This window comes from Dehalobacterium formicoaceticum (assembly GCF_002224645.1).
Lineage (GTDB): Bacteria > Bacillota > Dehalobacteriia > Dehalobacteriales > Dehalobacteriaceae > Dehalobacterium > Dehalobacterium formicoaceticum.
Window position 1 is genome coordinate 2882501 of record NZ_CP022121.1, and the last position, 22919, is coordinate 2905419.

Sequence of the window (22919 nt, forward strand, 5' to 3'; positions counted from 1 at the left end):
GCACTTGATCAGTTTATCAAACTAATCTCTCATTGTCAATCACTATTTTCTTGGTGTTCTTAGTGATTGCTGGACTGCTCCCTCGAGTGCTTTATAAGGTTAACAAAGTTTCTTCACAAAGTCAATGGTTTTTTCTATGGAAACTTATGGCGGAAATTTCCTTATAATATAAACTGATCAGATAAAATCAACTCAACAGGTTACAATTCATTCTAAATTTCTGCGTAGGAATTGATATAGTAATCGCAAACTGTTTGGATCTCTCCTTTGTTTTGTACAGAGTATTTATCAGCTACGCCGACAACACAAAAACCGGCATTCTTAGCAGTTTTAATACAAGTCAGGCAATCTTCAAAAACCACGGCTTCTTTTGGATGACAACCTAATTTTTCTGCAGCTGCATAATAGATTTGAGGGCTTTCTTTACTGTATCCCACATCCGAACATGTTAAAATAAAATCAAAATGATTCCCTATGCCTAATCGAAGCAAAACATCACGGGTAGTGCTGTAATCATTGGCTGTTGCAATGCCCATTTTTACTTTATCTGATTTGAGTTTTTCTAAGAACTCCCTAACATTAGGTTTCAAAGGAATTTCATGTTTGTACTTTTCCTCGACCTTTTTATGAACGAACCAGATTATTTCCTGAACTGAGAGCGGCAGTGAAAATTTTTCTTTTAGATATTCTGCCATTTGTTGAGTGTTCATGGGCATCAATATCTCACTAAGATTCTCAGGAGGAACAATTTCATAATAAGCCAAAATTTCGTTACCTAATTTACCCCAGAATTCCATGGAATCGATGAGCGTGCCATCCAAATCAAAAATGGCATATTTTATTTTCATTTTACTAAACAATCCTTTCAATATTCCTGAAAAATTATAAACCCTCTAGCCAGCATTATAAGACAGAACGAAATATATTCCAATAGATCCAGAAGTATTTTATACCATTCATAGCAATATTTAAATAAAAGTTATCTTAAACGCTTTTAACCTAAAACCTCTTACCAATTCCTATAATATCAAAAGGGAATCGAAACTGATTCCCTTTTTTGCAGATGTTTCTATGATATTATTGTGTGATTTTATCATTATGCTTTGCCGTTACAACCCAGGACATTGACCAGCTTATTTCTGACCAATCCCTTGATAGCTGCTCTGGCTGGGGACAGATATTGTCTGGGGTCAAAGTGATCCGGATGATCTGCAAAATGTTTTCGAATATTGGCAGTCATGGCCAGTCTTAAATCAGAGTCAATGTTAATCTTACATACAGCCATAGAAGCAGCCTTACGCAGCATGTCTTCCGGCACACCTTTAGCGCCCGGCATATTGCCCCCGTATGTGTTGATCATTTCCACGAATTCCGGGATTACAGAGGAAGCACCGTGAAGTACGATGGGGAAACCCGATAAACGGTTCTGAACTTCTTCCAGAATGTCAAACCTTAATTGAGGTTCACCTTTAAATTTAAAGGCGCCATGGCTGGTTCCAATGGCGATGGCCAAGGAATCCACACCCGTTTTTTTCACAAATTCCTCTACCTGATCCGGATCTGTATAAGATGAATCTTTTTCCGAAACATTGACTGCATCTTCTACACCCGCCAGTCTGCCTAGTTCACCTTCTACCACAACACCCTTATCATGGGCATAATCAGTTACCTGTTTCGTAAGCTTAATGTTCTCTTCAAAGGAAAGATGAGAGCCATCAATCATTACCGAGGTAAATCCTCCCTCAATACATGATTTGCATAATTCAAAGGAATCTCCATGATCTAAATGAACACAGATAGGGAGATCTGTTTCAATCAAGGCAGCCTCAATTAATTTCATCAAATAGGTATGATTAGCATATTTTCTGGCACCTGCAGATACTTGTAGAATCAAAGGAGCATTTTCTTCCTTGGCTGCTTCCGTGATTCCCTGAATGATTTCCATGTTGTTGACATTGAAGGCTCCAATGGCATAACCGCCTTCGTAGGCTTTTTTAAACATATCTGTTGACGTTACTAATGGCATTTTTACCACTCCTTATTTAGATAAATTCGTGTAAATATATATTATTTTGCTTTGAATTAATTGAGTCCAATTTTAACTGCTTTTTATTAATTGATTCTGCATCTTCATATGTATATGTCCCGAGATCTTTTTATATTCATATTAAAAAAGTTATCACCCTTATTACAAAACCTTGAAGTGAATATTTTAATCTCAATCAGATTATCAAAGATATCATACTACTTAATTATTATACTATATTTACAGCTTATGTTACACAATTTGATGAAAATTTTCAAAATAAAAAATGACACAGCAATAACCTCCCCTGTGTCATGATATTACACCTTATCAATCTATCCCATATAAGCAATAGCATCGATTTCAATATTCACGTCTTTTGGCAATCTGCTGACCTCAACACAAACCCGTGCAATAAATTTTATAAAATTTTTATTTGTCCGATCATACAGTTGTTTAAAACAGTTTCCAGCTGCAATTGATTATCTACCATCACGAAGCTCAAATCACCTGACTAATATGCATCGCTTGGAACTTGTTTCCACCCTTTTGGGCAGCCTTGTTTAATTGAATCAGGCAAATCGGGCACTCCGTAACCACGATTTGTGCTTGACTTGCTTCAATATTAAGTCTTTTTTTGTCTAATACGGCGTTAGCAATTTCCGGATAATCCGTATGAAAAGTACCGGAGCCACCGCAGCAAACATCAGCTTCATTCATTTCAATATAATTCCCTGCTGATTTCAATAGCTCCCTCGGCTGCTTCTTCACACCCTGACCTCGTCCCAGATGACACGGTTCATGAAAGGTGATCTTCACGTCCAGATGATGCTCTGGTTTGTAGCCCACCTTGACCAGAAACTCCGATAAGCTCATGATCTTTTTGCTGAAATTCTCAGCTGCTTCCCGCCATTTCGGATCATCTGCGAAATAGGCGGCAATATGTTTCAAAGTACTGCTGCAGCTGGCGCAATCACTCACCACTACATCGGCATTTTCAAATAGTTGGATATTCTTCTTGGCCAATTCAAAAAAATCATTTTGTAAGCCATGTGAAATATGGGGTAAGCCGCAGCAAACATTATCAATAAGCTGAACTTTTGTCAATGTATTAAGGATTCTGATGGTATCAGCAGCAGCTTCCGGAAATAACATCTCCATGCCACAGCCACGAAAATAGGCAATCTTCGTATCTTTATCAAGAGTTGTCTCCCGGGTCAGAGCTGAACCTTTTAAAGCTGCCGGTCCGCCAAAATGTTTTAAATAATCATCCCGGGTAACCTTATGGGGTGCCATACCATAGGGCACAAAGCGGTTTAACTTAACTTTTTTAATGAGACTTAAGCTGCCGGCAGACATTTTTATTGCAGTTCGATCTTTCAGTATCTTTCCTATTATCTTATATTTAAATCCGGGACCGCCTTTTTTGTCTGCAAAGTATTGCCGCATATTCATCATTACTTCATCCGTTTTTACCTTGTTGGGACAATTGCTGACACAAGTACCGCAGAGCAGACACATGTTCACAGTATCAGAAACCTGACCGTCCGCTTCAATCCCTCCTTCAACGAGGGCGCGTGCAATATTATTTTTACCCCGGGCACTCACTTTTTCTATGTCTTTAACCCCGAAAAGGGGACAAACAGGCAAGCAGGTCCCGCAACGGTCACATTGCCTTACAATCTCTTTTATTTCATTTAATAATTTTTCTCCCTTTGGTTTGATCATTTTTTTGTCTCCTTATGTCATATCTCTAACTTGAGCGCTGCTCTTTAATTAAGGCCATATTTTCCCCGGATTTAATAGTCCTTTCGGGTCAAAGGCTTGTTTCACAGCCTTTAGCGCCGAGACTCCCACCTCACCCAAGGCATGAACAATGTGATCCCGTTTGGTGATGCCGATTCCGTGTTCCCCGGATAATGTGCCGCCCAAATCAATTGCGGCGTCAAAAATTTCGTTGACTGCCAGGTGGACACGTTTCTCTTCCTCTGGATTGGACAAATCACAAAGGATCGAGGGATGTACATTGCCGTCCCCGGCATGACCGTAAACGGCGATGGTCAATTGGTACTTATCTGCAATCTTACCGATCCGACGTACCACCTCGGGGAAAGCATCTCTGGGCACAGAAACATCTTCGCCCAGTCGGTTTGGTGCCATGGCTCCGATGGCTGAACTTAAACCACGGCGGATCGCCCAAATCTCCTCAGCCTCTTCCGTTGAAGCAGCAATGCGTACTTCAATCACATTAAACTGAGCGGCAATTTCAGAGATTTGCTGAGCTTGCTTGTTCAGTTCCTCTTTATCGTCTCCATCGATTTCAATAACGAGACAAGCTTCAATCGAAGGACTGATATCCATCCGATTGTGTCTGGCTACTGCCTGCAAACTCATTTTGTCCATTAATTCTGCTGAGGAAGGCACCACCCCGGATTGGAGCATACGATGAATAGTATTACAGGCTTCATCCAAGGTTTTAAACATCAGCTGCATGGTATTACGTACCTTGGGCATCGGGATTAAGCGCAAAATGATCTTGGTAACAATACCTAAGGTTCCTTCCGATCCGGTAAATAAATCGGTAAGGTTGTAACCGGTAACATTCTTTATCGCCTTACCCCCGGTATGAAGCACCCTCCCATCCGGCAGGACCACTTCCAGACCCATCACATAATTACCCGTTACTCCATATTTGACGGCACGCATGCCTCCGGCATTCTCTGCGACATTGCCGCCAATGGTGGAGTATTTCCAGCTGCCTGGATCCGGGGGATAGAAGAGTCCTTTTTCTGCACAGTAATTATACAGATCGATGGTCCTGACACCCGGTTCTGTGGTCACCATCATGTTGCGTTCATCAAGTTCAATAATATTTTTCATGCGATCCAAAACCAAAGAAATGCCGCCATGTAGGGGAATGCTTCCTCCGGTGCGGCCGGTGGCAGCACCCCGAGGTGTAACGTTAATATCATTTTCGTATGCAAGCTTCATCACTGCGGAAACTTCTCTTGTGGTAAGAGGTCGTACCACCAGATAAGGCTTATTGGGCGGTAATAATGGGACAAAAGATGAATCATATGAGTAACTGAACAAATCCAAATCGGAATCCAGTACATGTTCATCCCCGACAATAGCACGGATTTTATCTTTTATTTCTTTACTTATCATCTTAAGGTTTTCTTCCTCTCTGGAAAAGATCTCTGTTAATTTTATCTGCAAACATTATGCGTAAGTAAATAAAGCTTCAAAACACAAATACAGATATCTTATTCAAACATACTCTACATATTATACATTAATTTTCAGGATTGTCATATAAAGAAAACTTAAGTTCCTGGATAAGGATTACTAAGCATCAGATGGAGCAAAAACTCCACCTAATGCCAAGAACTCAGTTTATGCTTTCTGAAAGTACAAAAATTGTTTTATCTGGAATTTCTGATGCTGCCTTTCCATAAAGTTTTTTCTTCAAAAATGATATTAAACTCTTTTTCAAACTTCTTGATTAAATGCTTTTCCTTTTCTGTGACCAAAGATAAAGCAATACCCTCTTTTCCGCTTCTGCCGGTTCTGCCCGCCCGATTCAGATACTCTTTTGCGTCTTTCGGTAAATCCAAATTAAAAATATGGGTCAATCCTTGAATATCCAGACCCCGAGCTGCAATATCCGAGGCAACCAAAAGTTGAATCTCCCCTTTTCTAAAGCCTGCCAAAGCGGATTTTCGTTCTTCTTTTGAGGCTTTGCCAAATAGGCCAAAAGCTTTATAATGATGATATTGTAATTTTGCTGTGGCAACCTGGACATCTTCCGTGGAATTTAAAAATACAATCGCCTTAGTCGGTTGAATCGCAGCAACAAGTTTTCTTAACGTTTCTAATTTTTCTCTCCGCTCAACGGTAAAATACCAGTGGGTAATCGCAGGATTGATCAATTGCTTCTGATTAAGGCTGATCATCCTGATATCTTTCATAATTTTGTGTGCGGCTTGAAGAGCTTTCTCATCCATATTTGCGGAAAAGACCATGATTTGACGGTCTCTCATAGTAGACTTAATGACATCCTGAACCGAGTTAAAATGCTCGGAATCCAATAAACGATCACCTTCATCAATCACAATGGTTTTAATGGTCTGAGCGTTAATTTTTCTCTTTTTAACAGTTCTAGAATTCTTACCCCAGTCCCAACGATGATATGAGGCTTATCACGCAGCTTTTCTATTTGCCGGGCAATGTTCACGTTACCAATGATTGGAAGAGAGGTCATTGCTATCCCGGAATTTTCTCTTAAAATTTTGATCTCTTTGTCAATCTGCAGTGCCAGCTCATAGGTAGGTGCTAAAATGATAGCTTGCGTTTCCCTCTTTCCACAATCAGTTTTTTGAAACAATGGCAGCAGATAGGCCAATGTTTTTCCGCTTCCTGTAAATGATTGTCCGATCAGATCCTGATTTGCCAGTGCCAGAGGAATTGCTTCACGCTGAATATCTGTGGGTTCAAGAATTTCTCTCATTTTTAAACCTGCGATCAGTTGGGGATTTAATCCTAATGCTTCGAATGAATACGACATTTTTTCTCCTATGGAAAATTATTTTCTTCAGAATAGCATAAAAGTACCCACCAGTCCATCAACTTAAAAAAAATCATACTCGATTTAATAAGGAGATTTATATGAATTTTATAATCTTTGACTTAGAGTTGAATCAAGATTTTTCTTCTTCAGATAATTTTGATGGCAAAATATCATCCTTCCCCTTTGAAATCATTCAAATTGGTGCCGTAAAACTAGATAAAGATCTAAAGACGATGGCTACGTTTAATCGTTTTGTCAAGCCAACCATTTATCAAAAAATAAGTCCTTTTATTGCATCATTGACCGGTATTACTACAGAACAATTAATAAAAGAGGAAACTTTTCCTGCCGTTTATCAATCCTATGCAGAATTTATCGGCGGAGCAGATTCCATATTTTGTATTTGGGGTATGTCGGATATAAAAGAAATTTTCAATAATGTGAAATATCATCACATAAATCCGGAGCTCTTACCCAAAAGGTATCTGAATCTGCAGCCTTTTATGGCCAGTCATTTTAATCTGCCCAAGAAAACCATGCTGCGCCTGCAACATGCGGTTGAACTGCTCCGGATTCCCATGACCCAACCATTCCATGATGCCTTTCATGATGCTTATTACACTACTCAAGTATTTAAAAAAATATATCATCCCTCCATGGAACCAAAACTCTATGATCCGTCTCATATTAGGATCAGACCAAAACTACAAAAAAGAGAGATTGATTTTGATCAGCTGATCAAGCAATTTGAAAAAATGTATGCCCGGGAGATGACAGCGGAGGAGCAAAGCATGATTTCGCTGGCATATAAAATGGGGAGGACAAATCAGTTTTTAAAATAATCCACATCCTCCCCTTATCATCTCCTCATTAAATTTTTTCCTTAATCACGCCTTTATGGAATGCACTTAAGAGCATTTCCAGGTAATAGATCTGTTTTTTAAGATTCGAGCCAATATCGGTATCGGAGATCTTTTTCCGATCAACTACCTTTTCAACTACCCGGACTGTGGAGCGGATATCAATGCCATCATTCACAGCTTTTTCTACAGATTCAAAAGGTTCATGACTTGCTAGTAGAAGACCGTAAGAATTATAAATCAAGGTATATCCGGCGATTCCTGTTTCCTTTTGATAAGCTTTAGCAAAACCACCGTCAATCACCAAAAGCTTCCCGTTGGCTTTGATTGGATTTTCCCCTTTACCCACTTTTACCGGGACATGTCCGTTGATAATATGTCCCGTCTCAGGATCCAATCCAAACTCCTCCAGAATCATCTTGGCAGTCTTTTCCTCATTTACCAACAAATAATAAGGGGTATAGTTCTCTTTATGGGGTTTTTTGTCATCTACGAGATACCTTTCCAGGGTGGCCATCTTATCCTTGCCGAAGAGGGGGGAATCCTGATGGCACCATAGATACCAGAGAAAATCAGTAGAATTATTTTTCTTTTCTCTGCCAAAGTATGCTTCCCTGGCCATCTGCTCCATTTGATCCAGCAGTTCCTTACCGGTTTTTTCCAAACCCTTCAGTTTGATCTTTTTAAAGGTTCCATCCGGATTCATGGGAATGGAGGCATGAAATAACAGGTTGTTGTTATATCTCAGATAGATGCTCCCTTTGGCGAACATAAACCGAATATGTTTTTGCAGCTTTTCACTTTTTAGAAAAGAATATCTAAGCTTGTCGATCACTGATTTTTCTTCCGCCGTCAGCTTCCAGGGTTCTTTGGGGTCAATGGTGGGGAAGGTCCGGAGATTAAGTTTGTAGACATCGCTCCCAATGGTAATGGTATAGTCATCGTAGTTGATTTTATCCAAAAGCAACCGATCCTGCATTTCATATTCCGGATGGTTTAAAACCGTTTCGTGCTCCAGTTTGAATTGAATGATAGAGATCGCCTTATGCATTTTGGCAAGTAAATCTATGTCTGCATCAGGTACGATATCATCGGCGCTTAATTTCGGTTTAAATTTTTGGCAATTATCTCCCTGATAAGTGTTCATGGCAAAAGTGGCCAGAGGAAAGAGATTAATGCCATAGCCCTCTTCCAGGATATCCATGTTGGCATATCTAAGACTAATACGCAAGACGTTGGAAATACAGGAGCGATCCCCTGCCGCTGCACCCATCCAGAGAATATCATGATTGCCCCATTGAATATCCGCAGAATGGTGATTTATTAAGGTATCCATAATAATATGGGGTCCCGGCCCTCTGTCGTAAACATCGCCGATAATATGAAGATGATCCACTGTCAGTCTTTTGATTACTGCGGAGATCGCGATAATAAAATCATCCGCCCGATCCAATTCTACAATGGTTTGAATGATTTGATTGTAGTAATCTTTTTTATTAAAACGGTACTCATCCTCATGAAGCAGCTCTTCAATGATGTAGGCAAAATCCACCGGCAGTGCCTTGCGCACCTTGGAACGGGTATATTTTGATGAAGCATCCCTGCATACTTGAATCAACCGGTAAATGGAGATTTCATACCAGTCAGAAAGGTTCTCCTCTTGATCTTTCACCAGCTGAAGCTTTTCTTCGGGATAGTAGATCAGGGAGGCTAAGTCATTGATCTCATTTTGGGAAAGAAACTTACCCAGGGTGTCAATAATTCTTCTTTTTACGACGCCGGATCCATTATTCATTACATGGTTAAAGGCTTCGTATTCTCCATGCAGATCCGTCAGAAAATGCTCCGTCCCTTTAGGAAGATTCAAAATGGATTTGAGATTGATCACCTCAGTGGCAGCCTTGGAGATGGTAGGAAATCTGCGAGACAATAGTTCAAGGTAATCCTGTTCTGCAATCAGTTCTTTCACGTTGAATTGGTTCATATTACAGCCCTCCATTAAAAAGCATGACTTATACCCGAAAACTGCCGGGTACTGCTCACATCTTATTAAATATTCAACGATATTGCTTGATTTCCTTTAATATCCATCCATTATTTTTCGACAAAAATATCTTGGCATTCATCTGATGAAATAATCATCATTATATTGCAACAACGGCTCTGTATACCTTATTTTTGATAAGAACCATGGCTTAATAAACCATGGTTCTTAAAATAACTATTTTATCTTTAATGTCCAATTAAAGGGATCTTCTAAAACACCTGTCTGGATACCGGTAATCGTATCGTATATCCTGGTTGCTATTTCTCCGGTTTTTCCATCATTGATGGAAATGATTTTTCCTTGGTAATTGAGTTCACCAATGGGAGAAATGACAGCAGCAGTCCCGGTACCAAAAGCTTCCTCTAGTTTGCCCTGGGCATGAGCTTCATAAATTTCATCAATACTGATCCTTCTTTCCTGAACAGGAATGCCCCAGTGCTTGAGCAGTTTTATGGTGGTATCACGGGTGATCCCGGCCAGAATGCTGCCCTCTAAGGCCGGAGTGATCACTTCACCGCCCACTTTGAAGAATACATTCATCGTACCAACTTCTTCAATGTATTTTTTTTCAATCCCATCCAGCCATAAAACCTGAGTATAACCTCGTTCTTTGGCAACTTCCTGCGCCTTGATACTGGCTGCATAGTTCCCGGGAGTCTTGGTATATCCCAGACCTCCTTTTACAGCACGCACATAGTTATCTTCCACATAAATTTTTACCGGATCAATCCCTTCAGGATAATATGATCCCACCGGAGATAGTATCACCATAAAACTGTACGTATGGGAAGGTCTCACACCTAAATGGGGATCCGTGGCGAAAACAAAAGGACGAATATAAAGGGAGGTGTTTTCACCCTCAGGAATCCAGTCCTGTTCCATTTCTACCAGCTTGCGAATCGCGGAAACAGCAAATTCTACATCAAGAGTAGGAATACAAAGACGCTCATTGGAGATATTCATGCGCTCCATGTTGGCATGAGGCCTGAAGAGCAAAACGTGATGATCTTTAGTTTTGTATGCTTTTAAACCTTCAAATGTAGCCTGTCCATAGTGAACAACCATGACGGAAGGATCAAGTTCTAAAGGACCATAAGGGATGATCCGGGGGCTGTGCCATCCCCTTCCCTCTTTATAATCCATAACAAACATATGATCTGTAAAATAATTTCCGAAACCTAATTCGGACAGCTGAGGCTTTTCCTTAGGTTGTAGTGTTTTTTGAATCTTGATTTCATCCATGATAATATGGTCACTCCTTCTGCGACATCTATAATATTAACAGAATTCCCGGCATCAGATAGTGTTTTAGTCCTTTTGATGCTAAGAAATCGTTGCCCAGCAACTTAGGATCCTTTACCCCCCAAGTCAATAAACTGGGATTAGGGACAATTAATTACCCAATGATTTCTTGGTATCAAGTGGAGTTTTTATTCCATCTGATGCTTAGAATTAGTTATCGGATTAATTCTCTATTAATATATAATATCACATATATCTCTTGATTTGTTTACTTTTTCATTACAAATTTAAAAAAGATGATAAAGGTAATCGATACCCATTCATCAACTTGAAGGACTGGCCGGATAAGATGAAAGAGAAAAGAGCAGGGCATATTTTGCTCCCTGCTCTTACTCTGTATAAATTAATCATAAAACATGCTTCCCACTTCCGCAGCCTCTAGTTTCACGGCACAGTCGTTGCTGCACACAGGACGGCCGTTAATGCCACCCCATTTGTCCCAGAGATATTCCGCTGCATCAATGGTTTTTTTACAATAAGCGCATTTCTCCACCATTTTAGGACGGTATGATCCGCAAACCTCCGGCATATAGGTCTCATTCCACTTATGTACTTTACCGCTTTTAATAATTTCCTCACGGAGAGTACAATCGATCTCATATGGTTTAGAGACTTGATCCCAAGGAGAATTGTTATGATGAACTATAACGCCATTCATACAATTGAGACATGTTTTTCTACCCAATTAAATCAGTCCTTTAAGACAATCCTTATTTACTGGCTTTTTCCAGAGCCACGCGAACAGCATCCACAATCCGATCCAGAATCGCTTCATCGGCAACTAAAGCCGGGGCAAAGGTTAAGGTGTTGTTCAAATTATTATGGAAGCTGCGGTTGGTGCGTCCGATGAGCACGCCCTCTGCCGTAACATCAGCCATGACTTTGCCCATTCTTGCTTCGTCTAATGGTTCCTTGGTTGCTTTATCCGCCACCAACTCAACTCCGGCAAATAAGCCTTTACCACGCACTTGACCTACTATCGGCAGATCAGCCAGTTCATTTAACCTGCCAATTAAATATTCACCCATTTTAGTACTGTTTTCAAGAAGATTCTCTTCTTCCATGATGTGCACGTTTTCCAAACCTGCTGCTAGGCTGCCGGTGCATCCGCCGTAGGTAGAGATATCTCTGAAGAAATCCATAGGCTTATCGGCATTTTCCAAGAAGGTATCAAACACTCCTTGTTTCGTTACTGTAGCCGACAAAGCAGCGTAAGCACTGGCCATTCCTTTGGCCATGGTCACCATATCCGGATCTACATCAAAATGCTGATAACCAAACCATTTACCGGTGCGGCCAAAACCATTAACTACTTCGTCCATAATCAGCAGGACATCATATTTTTGACAAATCTTTTGTACCATGGGATAGTATTCAGGGACCGGCATGATAATGCCGCCGCCGGCAGTGATAGGCTCAACGATATAAGCACCTACCGTATCCGGACCTTCTTTTAAAATCACATCTTCCAAAGCCTTAGCACAGTCGATATCACAACCGGGATATTCTTTGCCAAAGGGGCAGCGATAACAGCAGGCATGGGGTACTTTTTCAAAGCCCGGTACAAACGGCCCATAATCTTCCCGACGTTGTTCCTGACCGGTGGCACTTAATGCAGCAATCGTGGTGCCATGGTAATCACGATCCCGATAGAGAATTTTGGTTTTATCTTTGCCGGGATATTTTTTTCGATTCCCTTGACGTACCATTTTAAAAGCTTTTTCGTTGGCTTCCGAACCGCTGTTGGAGAAATAAACCTTAGACATCCCTGGCATTTTAGAAATAATTTTGTCTGCTAACAGAATTGCGGGAATATTTCCGGCGGAGCCGGCATAATACGCCATAGTTTTTAATTGTTCATAAACCACCTTGGCAATAGATTCCCGGCCATAACCTACATTGACACACCATACGCCGCCGGAAGTAGCATCCACATACTCTTTGCCGCGGATGTCCTTGATAATCAAGCCATCCCCTTCCGTTATAATCATGGGATCCTTAGATTCAAAGACCTTATGTTGTGTTAAATGATGCCAAAAGTGGTCTTTATCCATTTTGATCATTTCATCCGCATTAAAATTTTTAGGATCAAGGTTTACCATTATAATTCCCCCCGTTTTTTATAATATTTAATGAAATAGGCATATCATTTTAATAGAATAATACTAATCGTCCTTCATATCAAATCCTTATATCTTGTATCCTATTCTATCAAAAACAGGGGAAATTTTTATTATCAGATTGTTAATTCTTATGTCCGGTTTACCTTACACAATGTCTTATCAAAAAACAAATAAAAAACAGGCTCTGTTATAAATGTGGGTCCAAAATAATTCACCCATATAAAGCCCGGCAACCCGTGGTAACCCCCGGTTTCATCTCAGATTCAACAAACTTTTCTTTTGTGACCTCAGATATGTATCCATAAACTGATCAGGACCATATAAATAAGTTATCATCTGATTGGATTAACTTGTTTACATTGATACTTTTAGGAACATTCATCCACAGATCTACACCATTGAATGTTCTGGTACGTAGCCTTAAATTTTTATTCCACCTGGCCATACCCATAAATTTGATTTCCTCTTGACCCTTAAACAAAAAGTAGCAAGATGATGACTCTTCAGCTAAACCCCCACCTTTCCATCATTCGGGGAGCATACTTGCATCAAAGTCCCTGCATATCGGCTCATGGTCGTCTGCCTTATCCACCATAAGTCCATGGGATAATTGGATTTCAAACAGTTTTTCCCCTTGTGACAGGCTACTTAAGTCATTTAAGGAATTACAAGAATATGTCACGGTACCACCCGTTCAACGGGTGGCTTGATTTTAGCCCTATAAGGGCATAGTACCTGCTGCGCCTAAAGGCGCGGTTTCGCTAGCCTAGCCCTATTACCAGCTGCCACTAAAGGGGTTAATTTACCTTGTCTTCGATGATATCCGCTTCTCATCTCATCTAAGACAACAATTAAAGGGGGACATGGTACCTGTACCCGCGTCCCCTACTGAAGAGGTATTTTTGCATTACAGAAATTGAGATATTTAAATAGCCAAGCAAAATTGGGGATATGGTTAGCAAGCCCTAATTCATCCCTTTCTAATGGTTAAATTAATCACGTGTTGCTGATTTGAATTACGTATGTTATCTAGGTGTTCATGATACTCCTTATCTAACGTTTCGTATCTTGAAATTGCAATTAAAAACTTTCCCAATTCATACAATGCATTGTCTGTTCCAGCGATAGAAATATTAATTTTGCCATTCTTAACAAAATCATCTTTTGTTTCATCAAAAATTTCATCTTCAGAAACATCAATTTTTAGTTCATCAGTAAATAACGGTTCTTTGACACCTCCGTTAAAAATACCTTTAAGTTCATCCTGTTTACCAATAAAATAATTTAAATCTACTTCAATTGTTTCTGTAATTTTTTTCATTTTTTTCGCTCCATGAAATATTTTATCTCATTTTATCTAAAAGATTAAAAGCCTTTTTTACCCATCTAATTATATCGGGATCATTTCCAATTGTTTTCGATAGATTTGTTAAATCATCAATTGAATTAACATAAATCTTTTGTGGTCCGCCTTTACCTTTAATTTGTATGTGAACATTACCAGTACTCTTACCTGTTGGCATCTCCATATCAACTCTAACTTTGTTACCCCTTATCTCCTTGTTACCCAATGTTCGCGAATTTCCGCCAGTAAATCCATTATTATTAGCCATCCCAATTAACATTTTATTAAATGCTACATCAGAATTGTCTCCACCTTGCCCAGCTTTCCCACTAACACCTCCTAAAAATACGTCAAAAATCACAAATTCTGCAGTTTTGCTAGCACCTGTCTTAATTGGATGGTCAGCTGCGAATCTTATTTGGTCGGCCTCATATTCCATGGCAGTTTGAATTGCTACTTTTTCTGAATTAGTAATTATTCCCCTTTTATATGCTTTTTCAGCATCCCACCAAAAATCGCTATAAATTTTTATTGAATCTTGAACATCCTGGTGATATTTTCCGTCATCTGCCTTTTTAAAGCCTGTCGGATCACTATAATTAATAGGATCATTTTCACAATAGGTGTACAGATTCAAACTCAATGGGTTTGTAATACTACCCTCGTAGGAATCCTCCGCTATAAACCGCCCAATACTCGGATCATAATACCTTGACCGGAGATAATAGTTCCCAGTCTCATCATCATAGTATTCCCCGGCATACCTTATCGGGTTTGATATTTGTTCAGTCTTATTCAGAATATTGCCCCATTCATCATAGGTATAACTGTTTTTTATGTTACCGTTTTCATCTACTACTTGCACCACATCTCCGTGACCATTATATAAGTAATAGTAATATGTTCCATTTATCTTCCTTGCTAATGGCTGATGTCCCCATACATTTTGAGCTGTCACTTGGCCTGATGCATTGCCCTCGGCGATTACCCTTCCATTGTAATCACTGTAATATTGTACCGTTTCCGTTGGACCGGTCTTTTTACTTCGTATTCCCTCCGGTTTATACTCATAACTGTATGTCTTGGTCCCGGTAACAAAGGTGTCCTGCCTGTCAAATGGATCATAGGTAAATGTTCCCGTTATTTCATTTTCAAAGGGTAAATTTCCTGTTACAAACTCCCGATTCCCCCGGCTGTCATAACTATATTTGGTAAGACCATTGCTGTTCGTAATCTCTTCCAAGCGATTCAATTGATCATAATCATAGGTGACGGAGCTTCCGTTATTATTTGCCGTCACGATATTTCCATTATAATCATAGCTGTAACTATAGCTGGAAATGACTGTGGTTCCTTTTTTATTTACGATTCCTGTTAATCTGTTAAGATCATCATAGGTAAAGTCAGTAGTTATCAAGGATCCGGGGTAAACTATTCTTTTAATCATGCCGTCGTTATAATACTGATAATCAAATACCTTGCCGTCAACGGTTACTTTATCCAGCCTGTTAAGGGTGTCATAATCATAATCCGCCGCTAAAAGAAATGGGTCTGTGATCCGGGTGTTGCTCCCGTTATTGTCATATGCATATTGGGTAATGATATTGCCCGGCCGGCTTTCTTTTTTTAACCGTCCATTATCATAGTATTCATAGGATGTCGTTCCGCTGCTGTCAGTAACTGTTCTGATATTTGTAATATCATTGTAAGTATATACCATGCTTTCGCCGCTGCTGCTTTCACTTAAAATTCGGTTTCTGGAGTCATATGTATAAAAGGTTTCCCTGCCTGTTCGGTCAATTGCCTTTTCCAGGTTCCCCCCGTGATCATAAATATAGTACTCCGTCTTTTGATTGGGGTCTGTTGCTGCAATCAGACGCCCTAATTCATCATAATATTTTCGGGCAAAAAATCCATCCGGATAAATGATTTTTGTTATATTGTTTTGGTGATCGTATTCATATTTTGTAGATTCTCCCCGGGCATTTTTTACTTCCGTCATTCTGCCTAAGGAATCATAGAAATATTCGGTTTGATTCAGATTTGGATCCTTAACATATTTTAAATTACCCATGTAGTCATAACTATAGTAATTATTCACCGCTATACTATTTAGCATTGATGTTTCCTGAGTTACATTCCCCAGCTTATCATGGTATTCAATTGTCAGATCCTGTTCCTCGTTAATAATTATTTTTTTTCGCTGAACATCATCATAAACAATTTCACTATATGTAAGATCGGGGTTAATAATTTTAATGATCCGGTTAAAAATGTCATATTGATATTCATTTTTATTCCCTTTGCCGTCCTCCATCCAATCCCTTTGAAAGAATAGGTTATAATGATATTCATTTATGGTAACCCATGTCCCATTTTGCTTCTCCTGCTCTTTAATCAAATTACCAAGCCCATCATAGATATTCCTTTTTTGATAGCCATTTTCCATTGTCGCTGTAACAATATTAAGGACATCATCATAGACAAGAACCTGTTCTGTTGCATCAGGATTAATGATTGCAGTCAGCCTTCCAAGGTTATCATATTCATATTGAGTATGATTGTCTGCTCCATCCCAGTAATCCGATACTCTGCCTGTATTAAAATCATAATCATAATTTTCTTCAATTGTTGCTTTATTTCCTTTATAATCTGTGGTTTCTACAGATATCCCGGTCAGGTATCCTTTATCATACGCCGGACTATAGGTATAATTCGTTATTATATCTGTTCCGTCAGCTTTGGATGTCGTTTCTACAATAAGGTTCCCATTGTCATCATCGTAACCATAATCGGTTATGATTGACTCATCTGCACCATTTTGTATTAGTATTTGCTTCTTTCGCTCCATATTACCGGTCTCATGGTCTATGGTAAACTCCGTTCTTTGTTCGGTTTCAGCGTCCATGAAGCTGGACATGCTGGTCATGATATGAAATTTGTTGTCATAGGTATATTCAGTTTGATGTCTGTATGGATCGGTAACGGTTAAAAGATCCCCAAATGAGTTATAGTTCCAGCTGGTTTCAATTGTGTCTGAATTACCTGATTCATTTAATTTTTTTACTTTCTCTTTTGATAGCAATTGATTCGAGTCATATTCGTATATATATTCTCTAAGCAAGGTAGTACCATTTTTCTTGACTGTTTTTTTCGTTAACAAGTGTTTGCTGTTAAAGTAGTATTCTGTCTGGGTATTATTGGCATCTGTTTCCAGAACCCGGTAAGTGAAGGTATCCGGCAGCTCTTTCGGATCCGGATATGTCGGATAACCGCTATACTCCCCATTATAGCTGTAATTAATTGTGTTGTAAGCCAGACTGCTTTGTTTATCCTCACGTTTAATTACCCGATAATATTCGTAGGAACCCTCGTTGCCGAAATTACCTACTGCTTTTTCAAAGGTATATTCCGTTGATGCCGATGTGGGGTAAGTTACTTTCCCAAGGTTGGCATAAATATTCTGCTCACCCCTGTATGTTTTGCTGAAAAAGGTAAATTTACCTGTGTCATAGGTATAATCAAAGCTGGTCTCTCTGCCTTTTTGGTCTTTAATTTTTTTCAAAACATATTCACCTGACTTGTTAGGTACAGGATCTAAGATACATTCAATATAAGTATTATCAGGACAAGTTATTTTTATTGTCTTTCCCGGAGATGTTGATCGGGAATTAATGGTTACAACCCTGCCCAGAGTATCGGTAATTTTTGAGATAACAGGGTGATCGTTAATCGGGGAATGTTCAAATTTAATGGTATTGCCATAACGATCTTTAATGCCAAGATACCGGCCGTCTTTGGCAAAATATTCTCTGGCCCCATTTTTATGTATTAAAACATAGTATGAATTCTTTTGTCCATTGGAAAAGTTGCCGTAATCCCTTTCAATTTTTATGTCCTCAAGATAATAATCTACCAGATTGTTTGATGATCCTGGGGAAATATCTATCTCGTATACACTCCCATCGCCCAAATGCAAGTACTCCTTATCCCCATCATCTTCAATGGATGGAAATCCATAGGACCACCCGGAACCCAAGTTATTGTTTAATTCTGCAAAAGTATCGGCTTCCGTATCATTATAATAATCCCACTCAACATCTGAGACAACCTGATATATATCTCCATAGTAGTCTACAATAAGATCGGTACCATCAGACCAATAATCATAAACAATGTATGATTGATCTACCCAATTATTTAAGGCAGTTTCCGCTTGAGACAAGGTATCATATATTCCAATTAATTGGTATTCAATATCTGCCTGATTATAGTCCCCTGTTCCAATACCATCACGGTAATAATAACCTTCAGCGCCACCCCATACCTCGTATTGATAAGAATAATCTATCTCAGCGCCGCATACAGGCTTATATAAACTTGATTGTGCTGAATCATACTGGAGAGTGATATTTAGGTCTAAGCCGTTTCTCCCCGGTAAATCAAGCAGGTTTACATCATATTGCAGTGTCCCGTTATTTGCAACGATTTTCTCTTCTTGATTTGCTTGAAAATGAAAGGGTGATGTAAAATATCGATCAAATTGGATTTCACTCCCGCTCATCATTGAAGCTGTCCCATCAGAGCTGTTCTGAATAAATTCGTAATAGAGAACCTTGTTTTTCAGATCTTGGGGTTTAATTCCTTTTTCCTGTACGCCGTTTATAAGTTGCTCAAGATCCACGAAATAGTCATCGGCAAATTCTTTTAAGGTTTCAATATCCTCCGGCAGAAGTTCTTCATAGTTCTCTATATTCAAATCCTTCCGGGCTGTCCCATCTTTAATAATATCATTTACATCAAGTTCAAGGGCTTCTGCTGCAGCCAGCGCTTTTTTTATTTGATCCGTAGTATAGCCCTTCAAAAACAGGCCTTTGGCCTGTTCTGTTTTTATTTCATTACTTTTACTTGTACGAATTAAATGTTGAAATCTTCTCAATTCTTTGTTCAGTTCAACCAGATCATTGTTATTCAATAATAATTGAGCAGCTTCATCAATACTAAATTCAAATTCTTTTGTTATATTTGCAATTTTTAATGATTCCAACAGATTATAACCATCTTGCGCACAATTAGTCATTGTGCTGGGATCCACACCAAAAAAATCACAAATAATTTTCTTTTCTTCATCTGTTGCTTCACTAAAGCTTTTTAACCGCGATAATAATTGGAAAGCTGATAAAGAATCATTTGGTTGCTGTTGCTCTTCCTCATCTACTATTTTTGTTGGCTCCTCATCTTTTATTGGCTCTTCTTCAAACGGTTCAGCTTCTTTTTCCACATTGTCATCTGTTAGCTGATCGGTATCATCTGTAATATTCTCAATGATATTTTCCTCGTCACTATGCACTGGTTCATTTACACTATTCTCTATTGTATCAACTGCATCTTCCATAGGAGTCATTCCAGAATTCTCTGCCAATGCCGGAACAATGCCGTATGATAAGAATACCAGCAATATTAATAAGCATAATAGATCTTTTCGCATACCAAACTTCCTCTCCCTGTATCTAATACCAGGCTATATATAGTCTTATTTGATTTAATTCATCCTTTGTTTTGATATCAAATTACCTTCATCATCATACAGATAGTTCCATATAACCTGACCATTACGAATAATTGAAGTCAGACGGTTATTAGCATCATACTGATAAGTTACACCGCCCATCTTTACCTGTACTGGCAATAGCCGGTTATATATCGTCCCGTCACCAAGCTGCCCATAGTAGTTATGGCCCCATCCCCAAATAGTTCCATCGCTTTTTAGACCAAGAGAATGACCATATCCCGCTGATATCGCCACTAAATTACTTAGATTCATTACTTCTACCGGAGGATTTCTTGGCGATGTGGTTCAGTCTCCAATTTGACCGTAATAATTCATTCCCCAAGCGTAAGCTTTACCATTGTCTTTTAACGCTAAATTATGTTCTAACCCCCCGGATATTGCGGTCATGTCACTTAATGTAGGTACCTCTACGGGTACTGCTCCATCCCCTGACCAGCCCCAAAACCAAACCGATCCATCAGATGTGACAGACAGGGAATGACCATCATCGGCAGCAACCCCCACTACTCCGGTTAAACCTTCTATCTGTACCGGTGAATATCTGTTTGTTGTCGAATTGTCGCCAAGCTGTCCTTCATTATTTTTTCCCCAAGACCAGATCGTTCCATCGCTTTTTAATGCTAAATTCCTTCCGCAATTGCTATAGCATTGGTTAGTCCTGATACTTGAACCGGAGTAAAATTGCAATCACATTGGTCAGTCCTGATACTTGAACCGGGGTATTTCTACTTGTTATTGTCCCATCGCCAAGCTGTCCGTAGCTATTGAATCCCCATGTCCATACTGTGCCATCACTCTTTAATGCTATGCTATGATGCAAACAAGCATAAACTGCAGTTATATTATTTAAACCTGAGACCTGGACAGGTACTGTCTTATTTTGCTTTGTTCCATCCCCAAGTTGACCATATTCATTACCGCCCCATGACCATACAATACCATCTTGTAATAAAAGGCTATGATTCATCCCTGCAGATATTTGTTTAGATTCATATCCCACAGTCGATTCAGTGAAAATCTGAACTTCTGGTTCTGTTGAATATGTCTCAGTAGTATTTATGATACCGGTGCTCCCGTTTATGTCAATCACTTCATCATTAACAATACCTTTCACCGCATTTTCAACATTTATCTTACTGCTATTATAAGTTTTTCCTATTAGTGAAGACATCTTGTCAGAGAAATTAAGGATTTTACTTCTGATTTCATCTTTACTTAATTGTGAATTTTGTCCCAATAATAGTGCTATTTCTCCAGAAACAAAAGCTGCTGCCATTGAAGTTCCATCTTTAAAGCCCACATCGTTCCCCGGGATCGTACTTATAATGTTTTCTCCGGGAGCTGCAATATCCACAGAGGCTTGTCCATAATTTGAAAAAGCAGATAAAAACCCTTCATCGTTTATCGAAGCAACTGTTATTATATTATCTAAATCAAAGGAAGCAGGAAAAACTGATTGTTTATCAATATCCCAACCATTATTGCCCGCCGCTGCTACAAAAATTAAGTTTGATTCTCTCATTACCCCTTTCAAGGCATTATTTTCGAAAGCAGAACTCCAACTACAATTGGCAATCTGAGCTCCCATTTGAGAGGCATATTCTATTGCGTCAATAATGTCACTGGTGTAAGCCTCACCATCTGCAAAAACTTTGAGTGGCATAATCTTTGCCCCGGGAGAGATACCGGCAATTTCAGTTTCATTATCCTTCTCTGACCCAATTATTCCTGCAATATGTGTTCCGTGCCATTCATTTTTACTCACATTCTGAACTTTATTGGAATTATCAGTAAAATTCCAGCCATTAACATCGTCAACATACCCATTGCCATCATCATCTATACCGTTACCTGCTATTTCCCCTTTATTTTTCCAAATATTATTTTCTAGGTCATAATGTGAAACATCAATACCGGTATCAAGCAGAGCAACAACTGCTCCCTGTCCTGTGCTTTCCCCCCAGGCAGGAACTACGTTAGCATCAAAACCATGTAATTTATCTCCCTGTAAAACAGGTTTCGCTTCGTTATTTTTAAGATCATTATTTTCTTCGTCAATTTCCTGATTTACAGGCTCTGTTTCCATATATATTGGATATTGGTTAAATAATCCCCATTGTTCCCCAAAATACATATCCTCGGAAGCCAAGCTCAATTTATAATCGGGTTGAATAAACTCTATCTCTTCGTTAAGGGATATCTTATCTATGACCTTTTTAGGGTTAAGTTTCTTGGTGGTATATATCACTTCGATATTTTTCTTTTTTGTTTTTTTGTAACTTTTAACCATGTCTTTCAGACTTCCGGATATTTTATCTTTACCTTGATCGTTGTTATTGTCTTTAAACTTAACAATGAAGCGGTTAGTCCAAAATGCTTCGGGTACTTCCTCAGCTTGAATGTTCATTTGAAGATCTCGTAACTTCTCCACGTCATTTAATAATTTTTCCTGCTCAGCTGTTTTGTTGTCTTCAGTATTCAATTGTTCAACTGCAAATACAGAAATACTTGACATAATCAGGCTAAAAAGCACAATAATTATAAGAAAGTTTTTGCAAATACTATTTTTCACCTTGGTCCTCTCCTTCAATTCTCGATTATATCTGATTGTTACGCTTTCAATCTAACGAATAATGACTAGGGTACCCACCCCTCTGTGTTACAATAGTTGTCAGGGAGCGAAAACAATCTTTTAAAATTTGAGGTAATTGATTATCATTAACTACTATTCATATTTTCTCTTTCTCCATCCACCGCAATTATCTTTTTAGTACTTTTTTAAGCATGTACACATATTTTTCCATCATCATGGATCCGCCATTCTTATTAATTATAAAAAACGCAATTTGTACAATATTTGACATTCGGCATTTACCATTGATTCCCTTTTATGAATTTACGACATATTTTGACAAATAATGATTATAATCGACATTTTCAACCAAGAGAACGTTTCCTTGATTTGCCCCTCTGATTTATGCATTATGCGCCATGCGCGCGATGCAAACAAGAAAAACCGGGCTAAAGTCCCAATGTAATAATGTTAAGAATAAGACAGGGTAAATACTATATTC

16 protein-coding genes and 1 pseudogene are annotated in these 22919 nt (G+C 38.9%); 1 reads left to right on the forward strand and 16 read right to left on the reverse strand.

Annotated elements, in window-relative coordinates:
- Positions 1-212: 212 nt before the first annotated feature.
- The 7 genes and pseudogenes from CEQ75_RS13975 to CEQ75_RS19400 all read right to left on the reverse strand — a co-directional run bounded on the left by CEQ75_RS13975 (position 213) and on the right by CEQ75_RS19400 (position 6593).
- Entirely contained in the window at positions 213-848 is a 636-nt protein-coding gene (locus CEQ75_RS13975) for an HAD family hydrolase (RefSeq protein ID WP_089611590.1), read from the reverse strand.
- A gap of 248 nt (positions 849-1096) precedes the next feature.
- Positions 1097-2026, reverse strand: a complete 930-nt coding sequence (gene fba, locus CEQ75_RS13980; RefSeq protein ID WP_089611592.1) for a class II fructose-1,6-bisphosphate aldolase — start codon at positions 2024-2026, stop codon at positions 1097-1099.
- Positions 2027-2527: 501 nt separating this feature from the next.
- Positions 2528-3754, reverse strand: a complete 1227-nt coding sequence (locus CEQ75_RS13985) for a (Fe-S)-binding protein (RefSeq protein WP_089611594.1) — start codon at positions 3752-3754, stop codon at positions 2528-2530.
- 48 nt (positions 3755-3802) lie between these two features.
- The gene (locus CEQ75_RS13990; RefSeq protein ID WP_089611596.1) at positions 3803-5194 is read right to left on the reverse strand and encodes an FAD-binding oxidoreductase; all 1392 of its coding nucleotides are present in this window, start codon (positions 5192-5194) and stop codon (positions 3803-3805) included.
- Between the two features lie 257 nt (positions 5195-5451).
- Positions 5452-6069 (reverse strand): helicase-related protein, encoded by a 618-nt coding sequence (locus CEQ75_RS19390; RefSeq protein WP_338032027.1) that lies wholly within the window; start codon positions 6067-6069, stop codon positions 5452-5454.
- Between the two features lie 12 nt (positions 6070-6081).
- Positions 6082-6141, reverse strand: a pseudogene (locus CEQ75_RS19395) (hypothetical protein); the annotation flags it as partial.
- Positions 6138-6593, reverse strand: a complete 456-nt coding sequence (locus CEQ75_RS19400) for a DEAD/DEAH box helicase (protein WP_338031970.1) — start codon at positions 6591-6593, stop codon at positions 6138-6140. The gene CEQ75_RS19400 and the pseudogene CEQ75_RS19395, both read right to left, overlap by 4 nt.
- 101 nt (positions 6594-6694) lie before the next feature.
- Here CEQ75_RS19400 and CEQ75_RS14000 point away from each other — a divergent pair, with 101 nt between their 5' ends.
- The gene (locus CEQ75_RS14000; protein WP_089611598.1) at positions 6695-7438 is read left to right on the forward strand and encodes a 3'-5' exonuclease; all 744 of its coding nucleotides are present in this window, start codon (positions 6695-6697) and stop codon (positions 7436-7438) included.
- Between the two features lie 28 nt (positions 7439-7466).
- On the opposite strand, the gene CEQ75_RS14005 is transcribed toward CEQ75_RS14000, so the two are convergent.
- The 9 genes from CEQ75_RS14005 to CEQ75_RS14045 all read right to left on the reverse strand — a co-directional run bounded on the left by CEQ75_RS14005 (position 7467) and on the right by CEQ75_RS14045 (position 22417).
- On the reverse strand, positions 7467-9455 hold the full coding sequence (locus CEQ75_RS14005; RefSeq protein ID WP_420828413.1) for a fructose-1,6-bisphosphatase: 1989 nt from the start codon (positions 9453-9455) through the stop codon (positions 7467-7469).
- Between the two features lie 222 nt (positions 9456-9677).
- Positions 9678-10745 (reverse strand): branched-chain amino acid aminotransferase, encoded by a 1068-nt coding sequence (locus CEQ75_RS14010; protein ID WP_089611601.1) that lies wholly within the window; start codon positions 10743-10745, stop codon positions 9678-9680.
- Positions 10746-11148: 403 nt separating this feature from the next.
- Positions 11149-11490: a hypothetical protein gene (locus CEQ75_RS18440; protein WP_157677481.1), complete on the reverse strand. Its 342-nt coding sequence runs from the start codon at positions 11488-11490 to the stop codon at positions 11149-11151.
- Positions 11491-11515: 25 nt separating this feature from the next.
- On the reverse strand, positions 11516-12907 hold the full coding sequence (locus tag CEQ75_RS14020) for an aminotransferase family protein (RefSeq protein ID WP_089611605.1): 1392 nt from the start codon (positions 12905-12907) through the stop codon (positions 11516-11518).
- A 991-nt stretch (positions 12908-13898) separates the two neighbouring features.
- On the reverse strand, positions 13899-14249 hold the full coding sequence (locus CEQ75_RS14025) for a hypothetical protein (RefSeq protein WP_089611607.1): 351 nt from the start codon (positions 14247-14249) through the stop codon (positions 13899-13901).
- Positions 14250-14271: 22 nt separating this feature from the next.
- Complete coding sequence (locus CEQ75_RS14030) at positions 14272-19761, reverse strand: RHS repeat domain-containing protein (protein WP_089611609.1); 5490 nt, start codon at positions 19759-19761, stop codon at positions 14272-14274.
- A 54-nt stretch (positions 19762-19815) separates the two neighbouring features.
- Positions 19816-20097, reverse strand: a complete 282-nt coding sequence (locus tag CEQ75_RS14035) for a hypothetical protein (protein WP_089612651.1) — start codon at positions 20095-20097, stop codon at positions 19816-19818.
- A gap of 33 nt (positions 20098-20130) precedes the next feature.
- Entirely contained in the window at positions 20131-20532 is a 402-nt protein-coding gene (locus CEQ75_RS14040; protein WP_089612652.1) for an RCC1 domain-containing protein, read from the reverse strand.
- A complete protein-coding gene (locus CEQ75_RS14045; RefSeq protein WP_089611611.1) occupies positions 20498-22417 on the reverse strand; it encodes a S8 family peptidase in 1920 nt (639 codons plus the stop codon). The genes CEQ75_RS14040 and CEQ75_RS14045 overlap by 35 nt, the downstream gene beginning before the upstream one ends.
- Positions 22418-22919: the final 502 nt, after the last annotated feature.